The sequence below is a fragment of the Burkholderia pyrrocinia genome, from assembly GCF_003330765.1.
In the GTDB taxonomy this organism is placed as follows: Bacteria; Pseudomonadota; Gammaproteobacteria; order Burkholderiales; family Burkholderiaceae; genus Burkholderia; species Burkholderia pyrrocinia_B.
Genome location: NZ_CP024902.1, coordinates 1,166,953 through 1,190,050 on the forward strand (window position 1 = coordinate 1,166,953; position 23,098 = coordinate 1,190,050).

Consider the following 23,098-nt stretch of genomic DNA (forward strand, 5'->3'; position numbering starts at 1 on the left):
ATGCAGAAGATCCTGGTCGCGCGTCCGATCTTTCCGGACGTGATCGAACGGCTCAAGCAGTATTTCGAAGTCGACTGGAACAACGGCGACGCGCTTGCCGCCGACGCGCTTGCCGCGCGTCTCGCCGACAAGGACGGCGCGCTGACGGCAGGCGACCCGGTCGGCGCGTCGGCGCTCGCGGCGGCGCCGCGCCTGCGCGTCGTGTCGAACATGGCGGTCGGCTACAACAATTTCGACATGGCCGCGTTCAACGCGGCGAACGTGCTCGGCACCAACACGCCCGACGTGCTGAACGAGTCGACCGCCGATTTCGGCTGGGCGTTGATGATGGCCGCCGCGCGCCGGATCGCCGAATCCGAACACTGGCTGCGCGCCGGTCACTGGCAGAAGTGGGCGTACGACGGTTTCCTCGGCACCGATATTTACGGCTCGACGCTCGGCATCATCGGGATGGGCCGCATCGGCCAGGCGCTCGCGCGCCGCGCGCGCGGCTTCGGGATGGAGGTGGTCTATCACAACCGGTCGCGCGTCGCGCCCTCGATCGAGGCCGAGCTGAATGCCGAATACGTGTCGAAGGATGCGCTGCTCGCGCGTGCCGATCACGTCGTGCTCGTGCTGCCGTACACGCAGGAGAACCATCACACGATCGGCGCGGCCGAACTCGCGAAGATGAAGCCCACCGCGACGCTGACCAACATCGCGCGCGGCGGGATCGTCGACGATGCAGCGCTGGCCGTCGCACTGCGCGACGGGACGATCGCCGCGGCCGGCCTCGACGTGTACGAAGGCGAGCCGACCGTGCATCCGGCGCTGCTCGAGGTGCCGAACGTCGTGCTGACGCCGCATATCGCGAGCGCGACCGAAAAGACGCGCCGCGCGATGGCGGACCTCGCCGCCGACAACCTGATCGCCGCCTTGGGCGAGGGGCCGCGCGCAGGGCAGCCGCCGAATCCGATCAACCCTGATGTGATCGGGAAGCCGCGCGCATGACGATGACGTTGTTGCTTGCGGCGGTCGTCGTGCTGGCCGTTGCGCTCGCGGTGGCGATCGTCGCGATCGTGCGCGGTGGCGGTCGCCTTGACGATGCCGCGGTACTCGGTGACCAGATCGAGGACGCCGCGCATGCGCAGGCGCGCGCGGTCGAGCGGCTCGAACGCGAATTGCGCGGCGAGATCGTCGAGAACGCGCGCGGCTCGCGCACCGAGCTGGCCGGCAGCTTCGCGCAGCTTCAGCAGACGCTCGCCGCGCAGCTGACGAGCGTGGCGACCGTGCAGAACAACCAGATCGAGGGCTTCGCGCAGCAGCTCGGCAAGCTCGTCGCCGGCAATGCGCAGCAGTTCGACGCGATGCGCGAGAGCGTGCAGCGCCAGGCGCAGCAGGCGCGCGAGGAACAGACGGGCGCGCTCAGGCTGTTCGGCGATACGTTGAACCGGCAGCTCACGCAACTGACCGAGGCGAACGACCGCCGGATCGGCGAAGTGCGCGCGACGCTCGAACAGCGGTTGAAGGAAATCGAGACCAACAACGCGGCGAAGCTCGAGGAAATGCGCCGCACCGTCGACGAGAAGCTGCACGCGACGCTCGAGCACCGGCTCGGCGAATCGTTCAAGCTCGTGTCCGACCGGCTCGAGCAGGTGCATCGCGGGCTCGGCGAGATGCAGACGCTCGCGGCGGGCGTCGGCGACCTGAAGAAGGTGCTGACCAACGTGAAGACGCGCGGTACCTGGGGCGAAGTGCAACTCGAGGCGTTGCTCGAACAGATGCTCACGCCCGACCAGTACGCAAAGAACGTCGCGACGGTGCCGAAGAGCACCGAGCGCGTCGAGTTCGCGATCCGGCTGCCGGGCCGCGAGGCCGGTACGCGCGATGCGCCGCCAGTGTGGCTGCCGATCGACGCGAAATTCCCGCGCGAGGATTACGAGCGGCTGATCGACGCGCAGGAGCGCGCCGATGCGGTGGCGGTCGAGGAGGCGGCCCGTGCGCTCGAAGCGCGCGTGCGGCAGGAGGCGCGCACGATCGCCGAGAAGTACGTCGCGCCGCCGCACACGACCGATTTCGCGCTGCTGTTCCTGCCGACTGAGGGGCTCTATGCGGAGATCCTGCGCCGTCCGGGGCTGACCGACCTGCTGCAGCGCGACTATCGCGTGACGGTCGCCGGGCCGACGACGCTCACCGCGCTGCTGAACAGCCTGCAGATGGGGTTCCGCACGCTCGCGATCGAGCAGCGGTCGAGCGAGGTGTGGCAGGTGCTCGGCGCGGTAAAAACGGAGTTCGGCAAGTTCGGCGACGTGCTCGCGCGCACGAAGGCGCAACTCGAAACGGTCACGCGCTCGATCGAGTCCGCCGAGCAGCGCACGCGCGTGATGAGCCGCAAACTGAAGCAGGTCGAGGCGCTGCCGGGCGACGCGGCGGCCGGGTTGCTCGGCGCGGAAGGCGCGGACGGCGCCGATGCCGACGACGCGTGATGCGCGTTGCCGAAATCGGCAGGAACGAAAAACGGGCGCCGCGGCGCCCGTTTTCTTTGAAGCGATCACCGGCGCGGCCGGCCCGCGCTCAATGTCCGGCAAGCGAGTCCAGCGCGTCGCCCGTCACGCGGACGATGCGCCAGTCGGGCAGCACGGTCGCACCCATCTTTTCGTAGAAATCGATCGCGGGCTGGTTCCAGTCGAGGACTGACCATTCGAAGCGGCCGCAACGGCGCTCGACGGCCAGTGCTGCGAGGTGACGCAGCATCGCGGTGCCGAGGCCCGTGCCGCGCTGCGACGGCTGCACGTACAGATCCTCGAGATAGAGGCCGCGACGGCCGAGGAACGTCGAATAGTTGTGGAAGAACAGCGCATACGCGACGATCGCGCCGTCGTGCTCGGCCACCCGCGCTTCGGCGGCAGGCCGCTCGCCGAACAGCGCGTCGGCGAGATCCGCCTCGGTTGCGACGAACAGGTGCGTGAGTTTCTCGAACTCGGCCAGCTCGCGCATCAGCGCGAGGATCGCGCCGACGTCGCGCGCTTCGGCCGCACGGATCAGCGGCGTGCCGCTCACGCTTCCTCCGGCGGATCGGACAGCACGATCTCGATGCCGCCGAAGCGCGACGCGACCCAGTTATACGCATGGCACGCGATCCACAGCAGCACGAAGCCGAGGATGGCGTTCAGCAGCAGCGCGCTCAGGATCGTGCTCAGTTCGACCATGCCGTAGCGGATATACGCGACGAGAATGCCGAGCAGCACGATCGGCACGCTGAACGTCAGGTAGACGAGGATCAGCGCCTTCGCGGTCTGACCCGCGGCGATCGACGAAATTTGTTTCTTCATGTGCGGATTGCCCCCGTAGAGATATACCGATTGTGGAATTCAGATCAGGCCGTCGAGCGGCAGGATGTCGACCGGGGCGCCCGCGTCGACTGCCGCGGTATCGTGGCCCAGGACGATGAAGCAGTTGGCGGCTGCAAGGCCGCTCAGCGACGCGGAACTCTGCGAACCGGCCGGCGCGACGTGCCAGCGGCCGTCGGCGGCGCGCGTCGCAATGCCGCGCAGGTATTCGGTGCGGCCCGGACGTGTCTTCAGCGCATGCGTGCTGAGTGCCGTGTACATCGCGGGCGGCGGCGTCTGCGCGCCGGCCAGCGTCAGCAGCGCGGGGCGTACGATCGCGTAGAACGTCACGGCAGACGCGACCGGATTGCCGGGCAACCCGAAGAACAGCGCGTGACCGGCGCCGCCGGCCGCGCGCGCGAGCGTGCCGCACGCGAGCGGCCGGCCGGGCCGCAGCGCGAGGCTCGCGAACGTGACGTCGCCGAGCCGCGCCATCACGTCGCGCGTGAAGTCGGCTTCGCCGACCGATACGCCGCCCGACGTGATCACCGCGTCGGCCTGCGCGGCGACGGCGTCGCGCAACGCGGCTTCGAGCGCGGCCGGGTCGTCCCGGACGATCCCGAGATCGACCGCGTCGACGTGCAGTTTTTCGAGCATCGCGATCAACATCCCGCGATTGCTGTCGTACAGCGCGCCGCGGCCGAGCGGTTCGCCAGGCTCGCGCAATTCGTCGCCGGTCGAGAACACGGCGACGCGCACGCGCCGGCGCACCGTGACGTCGGTGACGCCGAACGAGGCGAGCAGGCCGAGATCGGACGGCCGCAGGATGCGGCCCGCGGCGAGCGCACAGGCGCCGCGCGCGAGATCCTCGCCGGCCTTGCGGCAGTTCGCGCCGCGCGCGACGTCGTGCGCGGCGAAGCGGATCGTGTCGCCGTCGACGCGCACGCGTTCCTGCGGAATCACCGTGTTGCATCCGGCCGGCATCGGCGCGCCCGTCATGATGCGGACGCATGAACCGGCCGCCACGGCGCCGTCGAACGGATGGCCGGCGAACGCGGTGCCGGCGACCGTCATCGCGACGTCCCCCTGCGGCGACACGGGCGCGCCGGCGCCGCCGTCGAACGCATAGCCGTCCATCGCCGAGTTGTCGTACGCGGGAATATCGAACGGCGCGTTCACGTCGGCCGCGAGCACGCGGTCAAGCGCATCGCGCAGCGTCACCGTGTCGCACGCATCGACGGGCACCGCGAAGCGGCACGCGAGCGCCTGCGCGTCGGCGAGCGACAGCGGGGCATCGGGTGCGGTTCGGGAGGCGGGCGAGGATTGCGTGATCATCAGTCGGACTGCGCCGCGAGGCGTATCGGGTTCGTGGCCGGTGGCGCGAGGAGGGTGCCTGGGCGCGGGTTTCGCGTGCGGCGGGCGCCGGGCGGGAACGGCGCGGGCGCCGTCAGCGGCGGGCCAGCGCGGCGAGTTCCTGCCAGGAGTTGGCATTGTAAAACGCACGCTCGTCGCGAAACTCGACTTCGACCGTCTTGTGGCGTGCGTACCACGCACGCACCTTGCGGTCGCCGGCCGCGAGCCGGGCGGCGAGATCGTCGGCCAGCGACGTGCGCAGCAGCGCGAACGTCGGCTGCGGCGAGCGCGCCTGCTGCGCGTCGACGGTCACCGCCATCGCGATGTCGGCCTGCTGCGCGTCGAGCGCCGCATGCAGCCGCGCGACGAGGTCGGCGGGCAGATACGGCGTGTCGCACGGCGAGCACGCGACGAGCGGCGCGCGCGCCGCCCGCATGCCGGCGAGCAGGCCCGCGAGCGGGCCGGGAAAATCGGACGTTTCGTCGGCGACGATGCGCGCGTCGAACGGCGCGCCGAGTTCGGCATAGCGATCTGCATGACGATTCGCGCTGATCAGCGTCTCGTCGACCTGCGGCGAAAGCCGGCGCAGCACGTGCAGCGCGAGCGGCGTGCCGTCGAGCAGCTGCAGGCCCTTGTCGACGCCGTCCATGCGCGTGGCGCGCCCGCCTGCGAGCAGCAGGCCGGCGATTAAAAGAGGGGCGGGAGCGGGCATCGTTCGAAGGCGGGCAGGGCGACGTGCGTCAGCCGCCGATATACGACATTTCGACGCGCTTGCCCGTGCCGTCGGGCGCGGCGTCGGCAGACGCGCTGCCGCGCAGTTGCGAATAGCGGTCGGTGCGGGCCTGCCAGATGCGGGCGATCGCGGTCGCGATCTCGGCGTCGCTCGCGCCGCCGCGCACGAGCGCGCGCAGGTCGTGGCCCGTCGATGCGAACAGGCACAGGTACAGCTTGCCTTCGGTCGACAGCCGCGCGCGCGTGCAGTCGCCGCAGAAGGCCTGTGTGACGCTCGAGATCACGCCGAGCTCGCCGCTGCCGTCCGCATAACCCCAGCGCTGCGCGGTTTCGGCCGCCGTATGCGGCTCGAGCGGCACGAGCGGGAAATGTTCGGCGATTCGCGCGATGACGTCCGCCGACGGCAGCACCTCGGTCATGTTCCAGCCGTTCGACGTGCCGACGTCCATGTATTCGATGAAGCGCAGGATCACGCCGGTGCCGCGGAAACGCTCGGCCATCGGCAGGATCTCGCTGTCGTTGGTGCCGCGCTTCACGACCATGTTGACCTTGACCGGCGCGAGGCCAGCGGCCTGGGCGGCGAAGATGCCATCGAGCACGTCGGCGCTTGCGAACTCGGCATCGTTCATGCGCTTGAACAGCGTATCGTCGAGCGCGTCGAGGCTGACCGTCACGCGCGTGAGCCCGGCGTCCTTCAGCGCGCGCGCCTTGCGCGCGAGCAGCGAGCCGTTGGTCGTGAGCGTCAGGTCGAGCGGGCGGCCGTCATGCGTTGTCAGGCGTGCGAGGCGCTCGATCAGGAATTCGAGATTCTTGCGCAGCAGCGGCTCTCCGCCCGTGATGCGAATTTTCTCGACGCCGTGTGCGACAAAGAGTCGCGCCACGCGTTCGATTTCCTCGAGCGTGAGCAGCGCGCTGTGCGGCAGGAACGGGTAGTCCTTGTCGAATACCGCGCGCGGCATGCAGTACACGCAACGGAAGTTGCAGCGGTCCGTCACCGAAATGCGCAGGTCGCGCAGCGGCCTGGCGAACGTGTCGGCCAGCGTGCCGTCAGGGGCATGCGCGACGCCGGAGACGTCCGGCATCCCGCTGACGTCGGCGAGAGGAATGATGCGTCGGGACATGTTGAAAGAAGTGCGAGCCAAGCTTCTATTTTAGCCGCAAGCGGCCGACCGGTCCGGTGGGCGGAAACCCGCAGCACGAACGTGAAAAAGCCCGCCGGAGGCGGGCTTTTCCTGGTCGGGCGATGCGCCTGTTAATGATGCGTCGTTTCGACCTGCTGCATCGGGGCCGTATCGGCCGCCGGCAGCGCCTTGCGTTCGCGCGGCACGCGGGTCGGACGCTGGAGTTGCGACGCGGCTTCCTGCGCCGCGGCGAACTTGCCGGCGTCCGTGTTCACCCAGACGAGACCGGCCTGCTCCAGCACGACATCCAGGCTCGCCGAAGCGGGCGCGGCTGCCGGTTGCACGGGGGCGGGAGCCGGTGCCGGTGCCGCGGCCTCGACCGGCGTCGCTTCGACATGCGCCGGCTCGGCAGCCACCGGAGCGGCTTCGATCGTCACGGCCGGTGCGGCTTGCTGGACGGGCGCGGACTGCGGTGCCTCGACAGCGACCGGCACTTCCGGCACTTCGAACGCGTCGGTCGGCGAAACCGTGACCGGAGCCGGACCGGCTTCCGTGTCGATGGCCGGTGCCGGCTCTGCCGCATGGACGGCAACGGCCGGCTCGGCCGGAGCCGCTTCGACGTGTGCCGGTGCCGGTGCCGGTGCCGGTTGCGGCTCGACAGCGGCTGGTGCGACCGGTTCGGCATGGTGCTCGACCGCTGCTTCGGCGACGACGGCGCCTGCCGCGGCCACGGCCACGACGACTGCCGGTGCGGCCGTATGGGCCGGTTCGGCGGCGACCGGTGCTTCCGGCGTCACGGTTTGCGCTACGGCTTCGCCATCCACGCCTTGCTCGGCCTGGTCGACGATTGCGCCATCTTCGTCGCGCTCGCGACGACCGCCACGGCGGCCGCGACGACGACGACGACGTTCCTCGCCTTCACGCGCGCTGGCTTCCGCATCGGCTGACAGGTCGGCACCGGGCAGCGCTTCCGCGACGGCCTTGTCGGTTTCCAGTTCCGGATGGTTTTCGCCACGGGTGACGGTCTCGAGCGTGGCCGCATGCTGGGTCGGCTTGCGGCGCTCGCCGCGCTCGCGACGCTCGCCGCGTTCCTGGCGCTCGCCACGGCCGGCCGCGTCGACGGCTTCCGGCTGTTCGGCACGTTCGCGCGGTTCGCGGTTCTCGCGCGGTTCGCGCGGCTCACGGCTTTCACGCGGCTCGCGCGGTTCGCGACCTTCGCGTTGGCCGCGACCTTCGCGGCCCTCACGATTCTCGCGACCTTCACGCGGTTCACGACCCTCGCGCGGTTCACGGCCTTCACGCGGTTCACGGCCTTCACGCGGTTCGCGCGCTTCCTTGCCTTCGCGTTCCTGGCGTTGCGGCTGGCCACGGCCTGCTATAGCCTGGTCGCGACCGCCTTGTGCCTGCTGGGAGCCGCCGCGACGGTTGCGGTTGCGATCGCCGCCGCGCTGCTCGGTCTTCTCGGTACGCTCGCGAGCCGGACGGGCCGCCTGTTCCTTCGTCGGCGCCGGGGCAGCCGGCACGGGCGCCGGAGCCGGCGACACGCCGAACAGTCCCTTCAGCCAGCCGATGAAGCCACCGCTTGCCGCGGCGACGGGTGCGGGCGCGGGTGCCGGAACGGGCTCTACCGGGCGCTGCGGCGCGCTCGGGGCCGGACGCTCGGGCGTGATGCCCTTGACCGCGGCTTCCTGCTTCGGCTTCACTTCGGCCGTGCGCTTGCTGTAGCCGGTTTCCGACTCCAGTTCGCGGGCGGCTTCCTCGGCCATCTTCCAGGACGCGCGCGGATCGTCGAGGCGCGCGTCGTCATGGCGCAGGCGCTCGAGCTTGTAGTGCGGCGTATCGAGGTGCTTGTTCGGGATCAGCACGATGCCGACCTTGAAGCGCGACTCGATCTTGTTGATTTCCTGACGCTTTTCGTTGAGCAGGAAGGCGGTCACCTCGACCGGCACCTGGCAGTGGATCGCCGCGGTGTTTTCCTTCATCGCTTCTTCCTGAATGATCCGCAGGACCTGCAGCGCGGACGATTCGGTATCGCGGATGTGACCGGTGCCGTTACAGCGCGGGCAGGTCACGTGGCTGCCTTCCGACAGGGCCGGACGCAGGCGCTGGCGCGACAGCTCCATCAGGCCGAAGCGGGAGATCTTGCCCATCTGCACGCGGGCGCGGTCGTGCTTGAGCGCGTCTTTCAGGCGCTGTTCGACTTCGCGCTGGCTCTTTGCCGATTCCATGTCGATGAAATCGATCACGATCAGGCCGCCGAGGTCACGCAGGCGGAGCTGGCGGGCGACTTCGTCGGCCGCTTCGAGGTTGGTGCGGGTTGCCGTTTCCTCGATGTCCGCGCCCTTGGTCGCACGCGCCGAGTTCACGTCGATCGCGACGAGCGCTTCGGTGTGGTCGATCACGATCGCGCCGCCGGACGGTAGCGGCACCGTGCGCGAGTACGCGGTCTCGATCTGGTGCTCGATCTGGAAGCGGGAGAAGAGCGGCACGTCGTCGTGGTAGCGCTTCACCTTCGACACGTTGTCCGGCATCACGATGTCCATGAACGCACGGGCCTGATCGTGGATCTCGTTGGTGTCGATCAGGATTTCGCCGATATCGGGCTGGAAATAGTCCCGGATCGCGCGGATCACGAGACTCGATTCCAGATAGATCAGCATCGGCTGGCCGGAGTTGCCGCTTTGCGACGCCGCTTCGATCGCGCGCCACAGTTGCAGCAGGTAGTTCAGGTCCCACTGCAGTTCCTCGGCGCTGCGGCCGATGCCCGCGGTACGGGCGATCATGCTCATGCCGTCGGGAATCTGCAGTTGCGCCATCGTCTCGCGCAGTTCCTGGCGCTCGTCACCCTCGATCCGGCGCGACACACCGCCGCCGCGCGGATTGTTCGGCATCAGCACCAGGTAGCGGCCGGCGAGCGAGATGAAGGTGGTGAGGGCGGCGCCCTTGTTGCCACGCTCTTCCTTCTCGACCTGGACGATCAGTTCCTGGCCTTCGCGCAGGGCATCCTGGATGCGCGCGGAGCGCATGTCGATGCCTTCCTTGAAGTACTGGCGGGCGACTTCCTTGAACGGCAGGAAGCCGTGGCGGTCTTCGCCGTAGTTGACGAAGCACGCTTCGAGCGACGGCTCGATGCGGGTGACGACACCTTTGTAGATATTGCCTTTGCGCTGTTCGCGCCCGGCTGTCTCGATGTCGATGTCGATGAGCTTTTGCCCATCAACGATGGCGACGCGCAACTCCTCCTGCTGCGTCGCATTGAACAGCATGCGTTTCATAAACGGCTCCAGGCGGCTCCGCTGCCGGCACCTCGCGGTTGTCAGTCGCGAGAGCGGGAACGACGGCAGGCCGCACCTTGTTGTGTTGTCACAAGCACGCTGGAGCGGGAACGATGGCGGGGAGAATTGCCTGAAGAGGCGCTTGGGCCCGAAAGACGGGGCCGGCGGCCATAGGGCACCTGCGAATACGGCTTCAAAGCACGGCGTTCACACACCGCACGCTGCCAAAGCGCGCTAAGCCTGAGTCCGGGCATTGCCACGGGCGCGCGCAATGCGTCGCGCGCGCCGACGGGCGGCAGATGCTGCGGCTTGGGCCGCAGCGGGGAGTATCGAATCCAGCCCGACTTTCCCGCTTGGGGTGTACTTCCCTGGTTTGACGTCGCCAAGCCCCGCACGCTTCGCGGGGCCAAATCGGGCGCAACGCCGTAATTTTCGCAACCGGCAGCCTGCGGACGCACTTCGCGCCGTCGGGCTGCCGATCAAATTCTTTTCAACCAACTTTCCGTTACCGCGGCGCCTTGCCGACCGAATCCGCCTGTGGGCGCGATCCTTGCCGACGGGCGGCGCCGTGCGTGCAACTTGCTGCATCTCTTTGATTAGGGGCGAGCAGCGGACCCCCGGCGCAAGTAAAATAACGGTTTCCGCTTGCGCCTTGCCCGACTCGGTCAGGGCCGGCCGGTCAGGCCACCCTCAACGTCAGGCTGGGCAAAATTATATTCAGTATGAATGAGTTAGGCAAAATATCCCAGAATTCAGTCGCAAGCGGCCAGGTATCGATGCTCGAGATCGACGAAAACTCGGCCGGTCAGCGGATCGACAACTTCCTGTTGCGCGTCTGTAAAGGCGTGCCGAAAAGCCATATTTACCGGATCCTCCGCAGCGGGGAAGTGCGTGTCAATAAGGGGCGGATCGATGCGCAGTACCGCCTCGCGCTCGGCGACATCGTCCGCGTGCCGCCCGTGCGCGTGGCCGCGGCCGATCTCGCGCGTGCCGACACGCCCATCGTGCCGCCCGCGCGCTTCGACGTGCTGTACGAGGACGACGCGATGCTCGTCATCGACAAGCCGGCCGGCGTCGCCGTGCATGGCGGCAGCGGCGTCGCGTTCGGCGTGATCGAGCAGATGCGCCAGGCGCACCCGCGTGCGAAATTCCTCGAACTCGTGCACCGGCTCGACCGCGAGACGTCCGGGATCCTGATGCTCGCGAAGAAACGCACGGCGCTCGTCGGCCTGCACGAGCAGATCCGCGAGAACCGGATGGACAAGCGCTACTTCGCGTGTGTGCACGGCGAATGGCAGCCCGACTGGGGCCGCCGCCGCGCGGTGAAGGCGCCGCTGTTCAAGTATTCGACCCCGGAAGGGGAGCGCCGCGTGCGTGTGCAGGACGACGGGCTGCCGTCGCATACGGTGTTCAACCTCGTCGACCACTGGCCTGACTACGCGCTCGTCGAAGCGGAACTCAAAACGGGTCGGACCCATCAGATTCGCGTGCACCTCGCGCATCTCGGCTTGCCGATCGCCGGCGACGCCAAGTATGGCGATTTCGCACTGAACAAGGCGCTGGCGCGCGCGAATGCGCAGCCGTCGTTGAAACGGATGTTCCTGCATGCGTACCGGCTGCGGCTTGCCCATCCGCTGACCGGCGAGGCACTGCAGTTCGATGCGCCGCTGCCGGACGAATGCCGGCGCTTCCTCGACCAACTCAGCGCACTGCGCGATACCGCCTGAACCGCATGGCTCGACAGCAATTTGACCTGATCGTCTTCGACTGGGACGGCACGCTGATGGATTCGACTGCGCACATCGCGCACAGCATCCAGGCCGCATGCCGCGATCTCGGCCTGCCCACGCCGTCCGACGAGGCGTCGCGCTACGTGATCGGCCTCGGCCTGCGCGATGCGTTGCAGATTACAGCTCCGACCCTTGATCCGTCCGACTATCCGCGGCTGGCGGAGCGCTATCGCTATCACTATCTGCTCGACGACCAGCGCATCGAGCTGTTCGCCGGCGTGCGCGAGTTGCTCGCCGAGTTGCGCGATACGGGCTACCTGCTTGCCGTTGCGACCGGCAAGGGGCGGGTCGGGCTGAACCGCGTGCTTGACCAGTCGAAGCTGACGAGCCAGTTCGATGCGACGCGCTGCGCGGACGAGACGTTCTCGAAACCGCATCCGGCGATGCTGCATGAGCTGTCCCGGGAATTGGGGCAGGACCTGTCGCGCACCGTGATGATCGGCGATACGACGCACGACCTGCAGATGGCCGCGAGCGCCGGAGCGGCCGGTGTCGGCGTTGCGTACGGCGCGCACACGGCCGATGCGCTGGCTGCGCTCACGCCGCGCTTCGTCGCGCCGGACGTCGGCGCGCTGGCTGCGTGGCTGAGGGAGCACGCATGAGCGCGGTGCCGTGCGCCGTGCGCGTGTGCGCATCGGACTCGCTGGCCGACGGCGGCGCCGGCGTGCGCGTCGACGCGACGCTGCGCGGCGAGGAGGCCGTCGTGTTCTTCGTGCGCTACGAGGGTCGCGCATACGGCTACCTGAACCGCTGCGCGCATGTGCCGATGGAACTCGACTGGGCCGAAGGGCAGTTCTTCGAGTCGTCGGGCCTCTACCTGATGTGCGCGACGCACGGCGCGATCTACGCGCCGGATACCGGCAAGTGCGTCGGCGGCCCGTGCCGCGGCAGCCACCTGCGGCCGGTCGAGGTCGACGAGCGCGACACGCCCGACGGGCGTGCGGTATTCTGGGTGCCCGACGCCGACCTGCGTCCCGCCGTTCCCGCCACGACCGACTGACGACAACACTGCATGGCCGACCAACCGAATTCCCCGGATTCCTCCTCCCGTCCCGACAGCCGTGAACCGAACTGGGAGCGCGCTGCGCTCGAGCGGATCGCGCTCGCGGCCGTCAAGGAGCAGCGCGCGGCGCGGCGCTGGAAGATCTTCTTCCGCTTCGCGTTTCTCGGCGTGTTCGTGCTGCTCGCGTTTGCGCTGATCGATTTCTCGAGCGATTCGAAGTTTTCGTCGAGCGGGCGGCATACGGCGCTCGTGACGATCGACGGCGAGATCGCGGCCGGCGTCAACGCGAACGCCGACGACATCAACACCGCGCTCGACGCCGCGTTCGACGACGACGGCACGGCCGGCGTCGTGCTGCGGATCAACAGCCCGGGCGGCAGCCCCGTCCAGGCCGGCATGGTCTACGACGAAATCCGGCGGCTGCGCGCGAAGCATCCGGACAAGCCGCTGTACGTCGTCGTCACCGACATGTGCGCGTCGGGCGGCTATTACATCGCGGCCGCGGCCGACAAGATCTTCGTCGACAAGGCGAGCATCGTCGGGTCGATCGGCGTGCTGATGGACGGTTTCGGCTTCACCGGTCTGATGGGCAAGCTGGGCGTCGATCGGCGCCTGCACACGTCGGGCGAAAACAAGGGCTTCTACGATCCGTTCTCGCCGGAGACGCAGAAGATGGACGCGCATGCGCAGGCGTTGCTCGACCAGGTGCACACGCAGTTCATCAAGGCCGTGAAGGAGGGCCGCGGCACTCGGCTCCATGAGACGCCCGACATGTTCTCGGGCCTGTTCTGGACCGGCGAGAAGAGCGTCGAGCTGGGGCTCGCCGACGGCTACGGCACGACCGACACGGTCGCGCGCGACGTGCTGAAGGCCCCCGATCTCGTCGACTATACGGTGAAGGAAAGCCTGTCGAACCGCGTCGCGCGCAAGTTCGGCGCGGCCGTCGGCGGTGCCGCGATGAAGGCGCTGACGGCCGGCAGCGCGTCGTTCAGCCTGCGCTGACCGGCGACCGGCGACCGGCGATGGCCCGCCGGTCAGCCACCGACCGCAGCTTCAGTTCGCAAGCAGCAGGAAGATCGCAGGGCGCTTGTGCAGATTCGGCGCAGGCGCCTTTTTCCAGTCCGCCACGGTGCGGCTGGCGATCGTCTCGGTCGCGAGGGTCAGGTCGGCCGCGACGCAGATCTGCGTCGACGGCGCGCAAGTCGCGACGAGCGTGTCGAGCATCGCGTGGTTCCGGTATGGCGTCTCGATGAAGATCTGCGTCTGGCGCGCCTTGCGCGACAACTGCTCGAGTTCGCGCAGGCGTTTCGCACGCGCGGCCGCATCGACCGGCAGATAGCCGTTGAACGCGAAGCTCTGGCCGTTCAGGCCCGATGCCATCAGCGCGAGCAGAATCGAACTCGGTCCGACGAGCGGCACGACCTTCACGCCGCGCTCGTGTGCGCGGCGCACCAGCAACGCGCCGGGGTCGGCGACGGCCGGGCAGCCGGCCTCGGACACGAGACCGGCGTCCGCACCGGCCCGCACGGGCGCGAGCAGTCGGTCGATTTCGCCGGCCGGCGTATTGACGTTCAGTTCGCGGATCTCGATTTCCTGGATCGGGCGCGTCGTGCCGATCTTCTTCAGGAACGCGCGCGTCGTTTTCGCGTTCTCGCCGATGTAATAGCCGAGCGTGCCGGCGCGAGCCTGCACGGCCGCCGGCAGCACGGCGGCGAGCATCGATTCGTCGCCTTCGCCGAGCGTGTTCGGGACGAGATAGAGCGTGCCGGCGGTCATGAGCGGTCTCCACGGGTGATTGCAAACAGCGGATATTCCGCGGCGCGCAGCATCCGCGTGAGCGCGATCAGCGGCAGGCCGACGAGCGCGGTCGGGTCGTCCGAGTCGATCGCATCGAGCAGCGCGATGCCGAGCCCTTCGGACTTCGCGCTGCCGGCGACGTCGTATGGCGTTTCCGCGCGCAGGTACGCGTCGAGTTCGGCTTCGGGCAGCGAGCGAAAGCGGACGCGCGTGATGATGTCCTCGACCTGCGCTTCGCCCGTGCGGCCGTCGTACAGGCAGAGCGCGCTGTGGAATTCGACTTCGCGGCCCTGCATCGACACGAGTTGCGCGAGCGCGCGCTCATGCGTGCCGGGCTTGCCGATCTGAAGCCCGTCGAAGGTCGCGACCTGGTCCGACCCGATCACGAGCACGCCGTCCGGCGCGTCGATCGTCGCGGCGACGGCGCGCGCTTTCGCACCGGCGAGGCGCAGCGCGGTCGCGGCCGGCGTTTCGCCGTCGAGCGGGGTTTCGTCGAGGTCGGGCGACACGACGTCGAACGGCACGCCGAGGCGCTCGAGGAGCGCGCGGCGGTAGCGGGAACTGGAGGCAAGAATCAGCCGCGGCGGGCGGCAAACGGTATCCGGCATGGTCGGTTGGATCGGTGAGTCGTCAGGGGTTGCGCAGTATTGTGCGGGCGCAAGCTTAAGTGATTGACCGAAAAAGGTAAAACAGGTATGCTTTCCCGCTTTTCGTCGGTAGGCTTCTGTAGTGGCAGCGCCTGTCGGGTCTTCGGAAGTAAAGCACCTGACCCGGCGCCAAGCCGGATCCGCAAGTCAGCCTGTAGGCAGGAGCGCACATGAATACTTCTTCCGGCAAACCTGCAGCGTCGCTTGATCTGCACGCGGTCGACCTGTTCGAGTTCGCCCGCAGCGGGCGACAGGCAGCAGGTGCGGTGCGCCTCTCGCAACTGCCGCGCATGTTAAACGAAGTGTCGGTGGACGCGCCAGATCGCGACACGGTCTTCACGTGGCAGGCGGAAGGGTTCACTCAGAAAGAGTTGCAGGACGACGGCGCCGATGGGCAGCAGCCGTATCTGCGCCTCGCGGTGCATGGCCATGCATGGCTCACGTGCCAGCGCTGCGTGACCCCGTACGATCAGGCGTTCGGCGTCGATATGGTGTACCGGGTCGTCGCGACCGAAGAAGAAGCTGAAGAATTTCCGCTCGACGACGATGAAGCCGATGTGATCGTGGGCTCACGCCAGTTCGATCTCGTCGACTTGATCGAAGAGGAGTTGCTGCTTTCGTTGCCGCTCGTGCCCAAACACGAGGTTTGCCCGGCAGTTCACGAAAGCCTCGTGTCGGGTGCGAGCGGTCCTGAGGAAGAGGCGGACGAAGAGTCCGGCGAAGCCGAGGACGAAGGCAAACGGCCGAATCCGTTCGCAGCGCTTCAAGCGCTGAAGAAGGACGGTGACGGCACCAAGAAACACTAAGCAGTTGTGGCGCGGGAAGGCGTAAGGGCTTTGGGCCAGGGTAGTTAAGCGCCGGATCGGGCTGTGTTAGAATCCGGAAAATTATTTAGGAGTTAGTCATGGCAGTCCAGCAAAACAAGAAGTCGCCGTCGAAGCGCGGCATGCATCGTTCGCACGATTTTCTGACGACTACGCCGCTGGCAGTCGAGCCGAGCACGGGTGAAGTGCACCTGCGTCACCACGTCAGCCCGAACGGCTATTATCGCGGCAAGAAAGTCGTCAAGACGAAGAACGACTAAGCGTCAAGTCACGCGTTGCGCGCTACGTTCGCCGTTCGCGTGACAACTGGTTCGCTTGACACTTTCCTGGCGCAACAAAAAGGCGGCATTCAACTGCCGCTTTTTTGTGCCTGAAATTCGTCGCATTCCATGACCGTAAAGCTCACAATCGATTGCATGGGAGGCGACCACGGCCCGTCCGTGACCGTTCCCGCGGCAGTCAAGTTCGTCCGCGCGCATCCCGATGCGCACCTGATGCTCGTCGGCATCGAAAGCGCGATTCGCGCTCAGCTGAAGAAGCTGAAAGCCCTCGACGATCCCGCGCTGACCATCGTGCCTGCCACCGAAGTCGTGGCGATGGACGACCCTGTCGAAGTGGCGCTGCGCAAGAAGAAGGATTCTTCGATGCGCGTCGCGCTCAACCGCGTCAAGGAAGGCGAGGCGCAGGCCTGCGTTTCCGCCGGCAACACCGGCGCGCTGATGGCTGTTTCCCGTTACGTACTCAAGACGCTGCCCGGCATCGAGCGGCCTGCGATCGCGTTCGCGCTGCCGAACCCGACCGGCTACACGATGATGCTGGACCTCGGCGCGAACGTCGACTGCGAGCCGCAGCACCTGCTGCAGTTCGCGGAGATGGGGCATGCGCTGGTGGCCGCGCTCGAAGGCAAGGAGCGGCCGACGATCGGCCTGCTGAACATCGGCGAAGAGGTGATCAAGGGCAACGAGACGATCAAGCGCGCGGGTGAACTGCTGCGCGCCAGCACGTTGAATTTCCGCGGCAACGTCGAAGGCAACGACATCTACAAGGGCACTGTCGACGTGATCGTCTGCGACGGCTTCGTCGGCAACGTCGCGCTGAAGACGTCCGAGGGCCTGGCCCAGATGCTGTCCGACATTATCCGCGAGGAGTTCGGCCGCTCGTTGATGTCGAAGCTGATGGCGCTGCTCGCGATGCCTGTCCTGATGCGTTTCAAGAAGCGCGTCGACCACCGCCAGTACAACGGCGCGGCGCTGCTGGGGCTGAAGGGCCTCGTGATCAAGAGCCACGGTTCGGCGGACGCCTACGCGTTTGAGTGGGCGATCAAACGCGGGTATGATGCCGTCAAAAACGGCGTGCTGGAGCGCCTCTCGCGCGCGATGGCGGATAATTCGGTGTCGCTCGGCGACGGCGAACACAACGCGGGCGGCGCGGGCCAGGCGAGCCCGGCCGCAGGTCATCACGCCGAACCCTCCGCTGCGCAATCCTCTAAAGCATAAATGGCCCAATCGACTCTCTATTCCCGCGTGCTCGGCACGGGCAGCTATCTGCCGCCCGACCGCGTCACGAACCAGCAGCTGGCCGATCGTCTTGCGAAGGAAGGCATCGAGACGAGCGATGAATGGATCGTGGCGCGCACGGGCATCCATGCGCGTCATTTCGCCGCGCCGGACGTCGCGACGAGCGATCTCGCATTCGAGGCGTCGCGTCGTGCGATCGAGGCAGCCGGCATCGATCCGCAGTCGATCGACCTGATTATCGTCGCGACTTCGACCCCCGATTTCGTATTCCCGAGTACCGCGTGCCTGCTGCAGAACAAGCTCGGCATCAAGAATGGCGGCGCGGCGTTCGACGTGCAGGCCGTGTGTTCGGGTTTCGCGTATGCGATGGCGACGGCCGACAGCTTCATCCGCAGCGGCCAGCACCGCACGGCGCTCGTGATTGGCGCGGAGACGTTCTCGCGCATTCTCGATTTCAAGGACCGTACCACCTGCGTACTGTTCGGCGACGGGGCGGGCGCGGTGATCCTGTCCGCGTCGGAAGAGCCAGGCGTGCTCGGCAGCGCGCTGCACGCGGACGGCAGCTATTCGCATATCCTCTGCACGCCGGGCAACGTCAACCGAGGCGTGATCGAGGGCAGCGCATTCCTGTACATGGACGGGCAGGCCGTGTTCAAGCTCGCGGTCAACGTGCTCGAGAAGGTGGCGATCGAGGCGCTCGCGAAGGCGAATCTCGCGCCTGAGCAGATCGACTGGCTGATTCCGCACCAGGCCAATATCCGCATCATGACCAGCACCTGCCGCAAGCTCGGCCTGCCGCAGGAGCGGATGGTCGTGACGGTCGGCCAGCACGGCAACACGTCGGCTGCGTCGATTCCGCTGGCATTCGACACCGCGGTGCGCGACGGCCGCATCCAGCGCGGCCAGCACGTGCTGATCGAAGGCGTCGGCGGCGGCTTCACCTGGGGCGCGTCGGTCTTCCGCTTCTGATCCGCGGCGCGCGATTGCTGCGCGCGGATCCCACCGGCGCGCCGTTCGTGCGTGCCGTCCGAATCGATTCAATTGGGGACGATATGAAATTTGCATTCGTTTTTCCGGGGCAGGGCTCGCAGGCGGTCGGCATGCTCAACGCATTCGCCGATCTGGCCGTCGTGCGCGAGACGCTCCAGGAAGCGTCCGATGCACTCAATCAGGACCTCGGCAAGCTGATCGCAGAAGGTCCGGCCGAAGAGCTGAATCTCACCACCAACACGCAGCCCGTGATGCTGACCGCCGCGTACGCGTGCTACCGCGCGTGGCAGCAGGCGGGCGGCCCGGCGCCGTCGATCGTCGCCGGCCACAGTCTCGGGGAATACACGGCGCTCGTCGCGGCGGGCGCGCTCGCGTTCAAGGACGCGGTGCCGCTCGTGCGCTTCCGCGCGCAGGCGATGCAGACGGCGGTGCCGGTCGGCCAGGGCGGCATGGCCGCGATCCTGGGCCTCGACGACGACACGGTGCGCGCGGTATGCGCCGAAGCCGCGGAAGCGGGCGTCGTCGAAGCCGTGAACTTCAATGCGCCCGCGCAGGTCGTGATCGCAGGCAGCAAGGCCGCGGTCGAAAAGGCGTGCGAGATCGCGAAGGCGAAGGGCGCGAAGCGCGCGCTGCCGCTGCCCGTGTCGGCGCCGTTTCATTCTTCGCTGCTCAAGCCGGCATCGGATCAACTGCGCGACTATCTCGCGAACATCGACGTGAAGGCGCCGCAGATTCCGGTCGTCAACAACATCGACGTCGCCGTGGTCAGCGATCCGGCCGCGATCAGGGATGCGCTGGTGCGCCAGGCCGCGGGCCCGGTGCGCTGGGTCGAGTGCGTGCAGCACATCGCCGGCACGGGCGTCACGCACGTGATCGAATGCGGCCCGGGCAAGGTGCTCGCGGGCCTGACGAAGCGCATCGACGGCAACCTGACGGGTGCGTCGGTGTTCGATCCGGCTTCGCTCGACGAAGTGCTCAAGCTGGTGACCGCCTGACGCGGCGCCTTTTCTCAAGAGACGGATATTCGATTCATGGAAAAGACTCTCGATAAACAGGTTGCGATCGTGACTGGTGCGTCGCGCGGCATCGGCCGGTCGATCGCGCTCGAGCTCGCGCGTCTGGGCGCGACGGTGATCGGCACGGCGACGAGCGAATCGGGCGCCGCTGCGATCACCGCGGCGTTCGCGGAAGCGGGTGTCACGGGCCGCGGTGCGGTGCTGAACGTCAACGACGCGGCGGCCGCCGAGGCGCTGATCGATGCGACCGTGAAGGAATTCGGCGCGCTGAACGTGCTCGTCAACAACGCGGGCATCACGCAGGACCAGCTCGCGATGCGGATGAAGGACGAGGACTGGGACGCGGTGATCGACACCAACCTGAAGTCGGTGTTCCGCCTGTCGCGCGCGGTGCTGCGCCCGATGATGAAGGCGCGCGGCGGCCGCATCATCAACATCACGTCGGTGGTCGGCTCGGCCGGCAACCCGGGCCAGGTCAACTACGCGGCTGCGAAGGCCGGCGTCGCGGGCATGACCCGTGCGCTCGCGCGCGAGATCGGCAGCCGCGGCATCACCGTGAACTGCGTTGCGCCGGGCTTCATCGACACCGACATGACGAAGACGCTGCCGGAAGAACAGCAGGCCGCGCTCAAGACCCAGATTCCGCTCGGCCGCCTCGGCAGCCCGGAGGACATCGCCCATGCCGTCGCGTTCCTCGCATCGCCGCAGGCCGGTTACATCACCGGCACGACGCTGCACGTGAACGGCGGCATGTACATGTCGTAACGATTTTCGTTTACCATCCGCGCCGTATCCCGTTTTTCAGGCGGATCGGCGCTTGATCGACCATCAAGCCAACGCGCGTTTTGGCGTCAGCAAACCTGATAAAATGCGCGCACTTGTAATTCTGAACTTTCCCTCGGAGGGGTAATGGACAACATCGAACAACGTGTCAAGAAGATCGTCGCTGAACAACTGGGCGTCGCGGAAGCCGAGATCAAGAACGAAGCTTCGTTCGTGAACGACCTGGGCGCCGACTCGCTCGACACGGTCGAACTGGTGATGGCTCTCGAAGACGAGTTCGGCATGGAAATCCCGGACGAAGAAGCAGAGAAGATCACGACCGTTCAGCAAGCGATCGACTACGCTCGCGCAAACGTCAAGGCGTAAGCGCCTTTCGCGCTTGTTCGCCACGTCGCCGCGATCTTCGCGATTGACGCGCCATCCTGCCGGCTTCGTGCCGGACGGACTAACAGCCACAGGGCTTGCAGGGCTGGTTCCTGTGGCCACTGTGGCTTTTGTTTTTGTCATCCAATAATGGAAAAGAGGTTACCGTGAGCCGCCGTCGTGTTGTCGTTACAGGCCTGGGGCTGATTTCGCCTGTTGGCAATAGTGTTGCCGACGGCTGGGCCAATCTCGTCGCCGGCAAGTCCGGTATCGCCACCGTCACGAAGTTCGATCCGTCGAACCTTGCCGTGCATTTCGCGGGTGAGGTGAAGGGTTTCAGCGCCGAGGAGTACATCCCCGCGAAGGAAGCCCGCAGCATGGATACGTTCATCCATTACGGCATCGCCGCCGGTGTCCAGGCCGTGAAGGACAGCGGGCTGGAAGTGACCGAAGCCAATGCGGAACGCATCGGCGTGCTGGTCGGTTCCGGCATCGGCGGCCTGCCGATGATCGAAGATACGCACCAGACCTACGTCGATCGCGGCGCGCGCCGGATTTCGCCGTTCTTCGTGCCGGGCTCGATCATCAACATGATCTCGGGTCACCTGAGCATCATGTTCGGCCTGAAGGGCCCGAACCTCGCGGCCGTGACGGCCTGCACGACCGGCCTGCACAGCATCGGCCTCGCGGCGCGCCTGATCCAGGCCGGCGACGCCGACGTGATGGTCGCGGGCGGTGCCGAATCGACGGTGTCGCCGCTTGGCATCGGCGGTTTCGCGGCAGCGCGCGCGCTGTCGACCCGCAACGACGATCCGGCTGCCGCGTCCCGTCCGTGGGACAAGGACCGCGACGGCTTCGTGCTGGGCGAGGGCGCAGGCGTGATGGTGCTCGAGGAATACGAGGCGGCGAAGGCGCGTGGTGCGAAGATCTACGCGGAAGTCTCGGGCTTCGGCATGACGGGCGACGCGTACCACATGACCGCGCCGAACATGGACGGCCCGCGCCGCTGCATGGTCGCGGCGCTGCGCGACGCGGGCGTGAATGCGGACGAGGTCCAGTACCTGAACGCGCACGGCACGTCGACGCCGCTGGGCGACAAGAACGAGTCCGACGCGGTGAAGGCGGCCTTCGGCGAGCACGCGTACAAGCTCGTCGTGAACTCGACGAAGTCGATGACGGGCCACCTGCTGGGCGGCGCGGGCGGCCTCGAATCGGTGTTCACGGTGCTGGCGCTGCACAACAACGTGTCGCCGCCGACCATCAACATCTTCAACCAGGACCCCGAGTGCGATCTCGATTACTGCGCGAACACCGCGCGTGACATGAGGATCGACGTCGCCGTGAAGAACAACTTCGGCTTCGGCGGTACCAACGGCACGCTGGTGTTCAAGCGCGTCTGACGCAGCATCGCTTGACGAGTCCATTCGATGTTCCGGCCGGGCGTCCGCAGCGGTTTGCGCTGCGGGCCTCGGCCGTGTCGTATCTCGTGCTGGCCGCGTTCGTCGCGGCGGCGGCCGCCTCGGTGTACCTGTTCTGGGCGCCGCGCGCGGGCGCTGCCGCAGGCGCGTGCGTCGCAGCCGTGACGACTGCATTGCTCGCGGTGTGCGCCGCACGGATCTGCGCCCATCGGCTGCCGGCCGAGTTGCAGATCGACGCATTCGGGGAAATCGCGGCGTTTGGCCGCACCGGGCGGCTGCTGGCCCGCGGCCCGGTGACGGGCCATGCGCACTGGAGCAGCCTGCTGCTGGTGTTGTCGGTCGGGCAGGGCGCCCGGCGGGCCCGGCCGCTGCTGATTCCGGCCGATGCGCTTGACGCCGCGTCGTTCAGCGCGCTTTCCGTGCTGGCGAGAACGGCGGGCGCGGCGGGGCGGGCATGACGGCGGCACGGTTACGGGCCGTAACCAGCGGCCGGCGCGGGAACGCTACAATAACGCTCCGCGTTGCATCCCTAGTTAATGGATCTGTCAGGTGAGTGAAAAAGAAATCGATCAGGCTCTGGTCGAACGCGTACAGAAGGGCGACAAGGCAGCGTTCGAACTCCTGGTCTCCAAATACCACCGCAAGATCATTCGGTTGATTTCGCGCCTCGTGCGGGATCCCGCCGAGGTCGAGGATGTGGCTCAGGACGCGTTCATCAAGGCGTATCGTGCGCTGCCGCAATTCCGCGGCGAATCGGCGTTCTATACGTGGTTGTACCGGATTGCCGTCAATACGGCGAAGAACTACCTTGCGACGCAAGGCCGCCGGGCGCCGACCTCGACCGAGGCAGATGCGGAGGAAGCGGAAACTTTCTCCGACGCAGACCAACTAAGGGATATCAACACGCCTGAGTCGATGTTGATGAGCAAGCAGATTGCCGAGACGGTCAACGCTGCAATGGCTCTCCTGCCCGAAGAACTGCGCCAGGCAATTACGCTGCGCGAGATCGAGGGCCTGAGCTACGAAGAGATCGCGGAAATGATGGGTTGTCCGATCGGGACGGTCCGGTCGCGCATCTTCCGCGCGCGCGAGGCAATCGCTGCTAAATTGCGTCCGCTGCTCGATACGCCCGAAGGCAAGCGCTGGTAAGCGCGATGGGCG

24 protein-coding genes are annotated in these 23,098 nt (G+C 67.2%); 16 read left to right on the top strand and 8 right to left on the bottom strand.

Annotated features, from left to right (window positions below; translation table 11 throughout):
• Positions 1–990 carry a 2-hydroxyacid dehydrogenase gene (locus CUJ89_RS05635; protein WP_114178500.1) on the top strand — a complete coding sequence of 330 codons (990 nt, stop codon included), beginning with the start codon at positions 1–3 and terminating at the stop codon, positions 988–990.
• Entirely contained in the window at positions 987–2,465 is a 1,479-nt protein-coding gene (gene rmuC / locus CUJ89_RS05640; RefSeq protein ID WP_114176487.1) for a DNA recombination protein RmuC, read from the top strand. The genes CUJ89_RS05635 and rmuC overlap by 4 nt, the downstream gene beginning before the upstream one ends.
• Positions 2,466–2,553: 88 nt before the next feature.
• Here the strand turns inward: rmuC and CUJ89_RS05645 are convergent, their stop codons facing one another.
• The 6 genes from CUJ89_RS05645 to CUJ89_RS05670 all read right to left on the bottom strand — a co-directional run bounded on the left by CUJ89_RS05645 (position 2,554) and on the right by CUJ89_RS05670 (position 9,789).
• Complete coding sequence (locus CUJ89_RS05645) at positions 2,554–3,039, bottom strand: GNAT family N-acetyltransferase (protein WP_114176488.1); 486 nt, start codon at positions 3,037–3,039, stop codon at positions 2,554–2,556.
• Positions 3,036–3,311 (bottom strand): hypothetical protein, encoded by a 276-nt coding sequence (locus tag CUJ89_RS05650; RefSeq protein WP_006476519.1) that lies wholly within the window; start codon positions 3,309–3,311, stop codon positions 3,036–3,038. Before CUJ89_RS05650 ends, CUJ89_RS05645 begins: the two co-directional genes overlap by 4 nt.
• A 39-nt stretch (positions 3,312–3,350) precedes the next feature.
• Entirely contained in the window at positions 3,351–4,643 is a 1,293-nt protein-coding gene (glp, locus tag CUJ89_RS05655) for a gephyrin-like molybdotransferase Glp (RefSeq protein WP_114176489.1), read from the bottom strand.
• Between the two features lie 112 nt (positions 4,644–4,755).
• Positions 4,756–5,373 carry a molybdenum cofactor guanylyltransferase MobA gene (mobA, locus tag CUJ89_RS05660; protein ID WP_114176490.1) on the bottom strand — a complete coding sequence of 206 codons (618 nt, stop codon included), beginning with the start codon at positions 5,371–5,373 and terminating at the stop codon, positions 4,756–4,758.
• Between the two features lie 28 nt (positions 5,374–5,401).
• The gene (moaA, locus tag CUJ89_RS05665; protein WP_114176491.1) at positions 5,402–6,514 is read right to left on the bottom strand and encodes a GTP 3',8-cyclase MoaA; all 1,113 of its coding nucleotides are present in this window, start codon (positions 6,512–6,514) and stop codon (positions 5,402–5,404) included.
• Positions 6,515–6,645: 131 nt separating this feature from the next.
• Positions 6,646–9,789 carry an Rne/Rng family ribonuclease gene (locus tag CUJ89_RS05670; RefSeq protein ID WP_114176492.1) on the bottom strand — a complete coding sequence of 1,048 codons (3,144 nt, stop codon included), beginning with the start codon at positions 9,787–9,789 and terminating at the stop codon, positions 6,646–6,648.
• Between the two features lie 722 nt (positions 9,790–10,511).
• Between CUJ89_RS05670 and CUJ89_RS05680 the strand changes: the two genes are divergently transcribed.
• The 4 genes from CUJ89_RS05680 to CUJ89_RS05695 are packed head-to-tail and all read left to right on the top strand — an operon-like array spanning position 10,512 to position 13,584.
• Entirely contained in the window at positions 10,512–11,516 is a 1,005-nt protein-coding gene (locus CUJ89_RS05680) for an RluA family pseudouridine synthase (protein WP_114176493.1), read from the top strand.
• A gap of 5 nt (positions 11,517–11,521) precedes the next feature.
• Complete coding sequence (locus CUJ89_RS05685; RefSeq protein WP_114176494.1) at positions 11,522–12,181, top strand: HAD-IA family hydrolase; 660 nt, start codon at positions 11,522–11,524, stop codon at positions 12,179–12,181.
• Positions 12,178–12,579, top strand: coding sequence for a Rieske (2Fe-2S) protein (locus CUJ89_RS05690; protein WP_114176495.1), 402 nt, complete (start codon positions 12,178–12,180; stop codon positions 12,577–12,579). Before CUJ89_RS05685 ends, CUJ89_RS05690 begins: the two co-directional genes overlap by 4 nt.
• 12 nt (positions 12,580–12,591) lie before the next feature.
• Entirely contained in the window at positions 12,592–13,584 is a 993-nt protein-coding gene (locus tag CUJ89_RS05695; protein ID WP_114176496.1) for a S49 family peptidase, read from the top strand.
• 51 nt (positions 13,585–13,635) lie between these two features.
• Here CUJ89_RS05695 and CUJ89_RS05700 read toward each other — a convergent pair whose 3' ends face one another.
• Complete coding sequence (locus CUJ89_RS05700) at positions 13,636–14,358, bottom strand: SAM-dependent methyltransferase (protein ID WP_114176497.1); 723 nt, start codon at positions 14,356–14,358, stop codon at positions 13,636–13,638.
• A complete protein-coding gene (locus CUJ89_RS05705) occupies positions 14,355–14,987 on the bottom strand; it encodes a Maf-like protein (RefSeq protein WP_114176498.1) in 633 nt (210 codons plus the stop codon). Before CUJ89_RS05705 ends, CUJ89_RS05700 begins: the two co-directional genes overlap by 4 nt.
• A gap of 209 nt (positions 14,988–15,196) precedes the next feature.
• On the opposite strand from CUJ89_RS05705, the gene CUJ89_RS05710 reads away from it, so the two are divergent.
• The 10 genes from CUJ89_RS05710 (at position 15,197) to rpoE (ending at position 23,086) form a co-directional block, all read left to right on the top strand.
• A complete protein-coding gene (locus CUJ89_RS05710) occupies positions 15,197–15,832 on the top strand; it encodes a YceD family protein (protein WP_114176499.1) in 636 nt (211 codons plus the stop codon).
• A gap of 98 nt (positions 15,833–15,930) precedes the next feature.
• The gene (gene rpmF, locus CUJ89_RS05715; RefSeq protein WP_114176500.1) at positions 15,931–16,110 is read left to right on the top strand and encodes a 50S ribosomal protein L32; all 180 of its coding nucleotides are present in this window, start codon (positions 15,931–15,933) and stop codon (positions 16,108–16,110) included.
• Positions 16,111–16,239: 129 nt separating this feature from the next.
• Positions 16,240–17,346, top strand: a complete 1,107-nt coding sequence (gene plsX / locus CUJ89_RS05720; RefSeq protein WP_114176501.1) for a phosphate acyltransferase PlsX — start codon at positions 16,240–16,242, stop codon at positions 17,344–17,346.
• On the top strand, positions 17,347–18,336 hold the full coding sequence (locus tag CUJ89_RS05725) for a beta-ketoacyl-ACP synthase III (protein ID WP_114176502.1): 990 nt from the start codon (positions 17,347–17,349) through the stop codon (positions 18,334–18,336).
• A gap of 83 nt (positions 18,337–18,419) precedes the next feature.
• Positions 18,420–19,352 carry an ACP S-malonyltransferase gene (gene fabD / locus CUJ89_RS05730; protein ID WP_114178501.1) on the top strand — a complete coding sequence of 311 codons (933 nt, stop codon included), beginning with the start codon at positions 18,420–18,422 and terminating at the stop codon, positions 19,350–19,352.
• 36 nt (positions 19,353–19,388) lie between these two features.
• Positions 19,389–20,138, top strand: a complete 750-nt coding sequence (gene fabG, locus CUJ89_RS05735; protein ID WP_034183095.1) for a 3-oxoacyl-ACP reductase FabG — start codon at positions 19,389–19,391, stop codon at positions 20,136–20,138.
• 144 nt (positions 20,139–20,282) lie between these two features.
• The gene (acpP, locus tag CUJ89_RS05740; protein WP_004197638.1) at positions 20,283–20,522 is read left to right on the top strand and encodes an acyl carrier protein; all 240 of its coding nucleotides are present in this window, start codon (positions 20,283–20,285) and stop codon (positions 20,520–20,522) included.
• A 164-nt stretch (positions 20,523–20,686) separates the two neighbouring features.
• Positions 20,687–21,919: a beta-ketoacyl-ACP synthase II gene (gene fabF / locus CUJ89_RS05745; protein ID WP_114176503.1), complete on the top strand. Its 1,233-nt coding sequence runs from the start codon at positions 20,687–20,689 to the stop codon at positions 21,917–21,919.
• Between the two features lie 11 nt (positions 21,920–21,930).
• A complete protein-coding gene (locus CUJ89_RS05750; protein ID WP_114176504.1) occupies positions 21,931–22,395 on the top strand; it encodes a protein YgfX in 465 nt (154 codons plus the stop codon).
• Positions 22,396–22,486: 91 nt separating this feature from the next.
• Positions 22,487–23,086 (top strand): RNA polymerase sigma factor RpoE, encoded by a 600-nt coding sequence (gene rpoE, locus CUJ89_RS05755; protein WP_006490873.1) that lies wholly within the window; start codon positions 22,487–22,489, stop codon positions 23,084–23,086.
• Positions 23,087–23,098 lie beyond the last annotated feature (12 nt).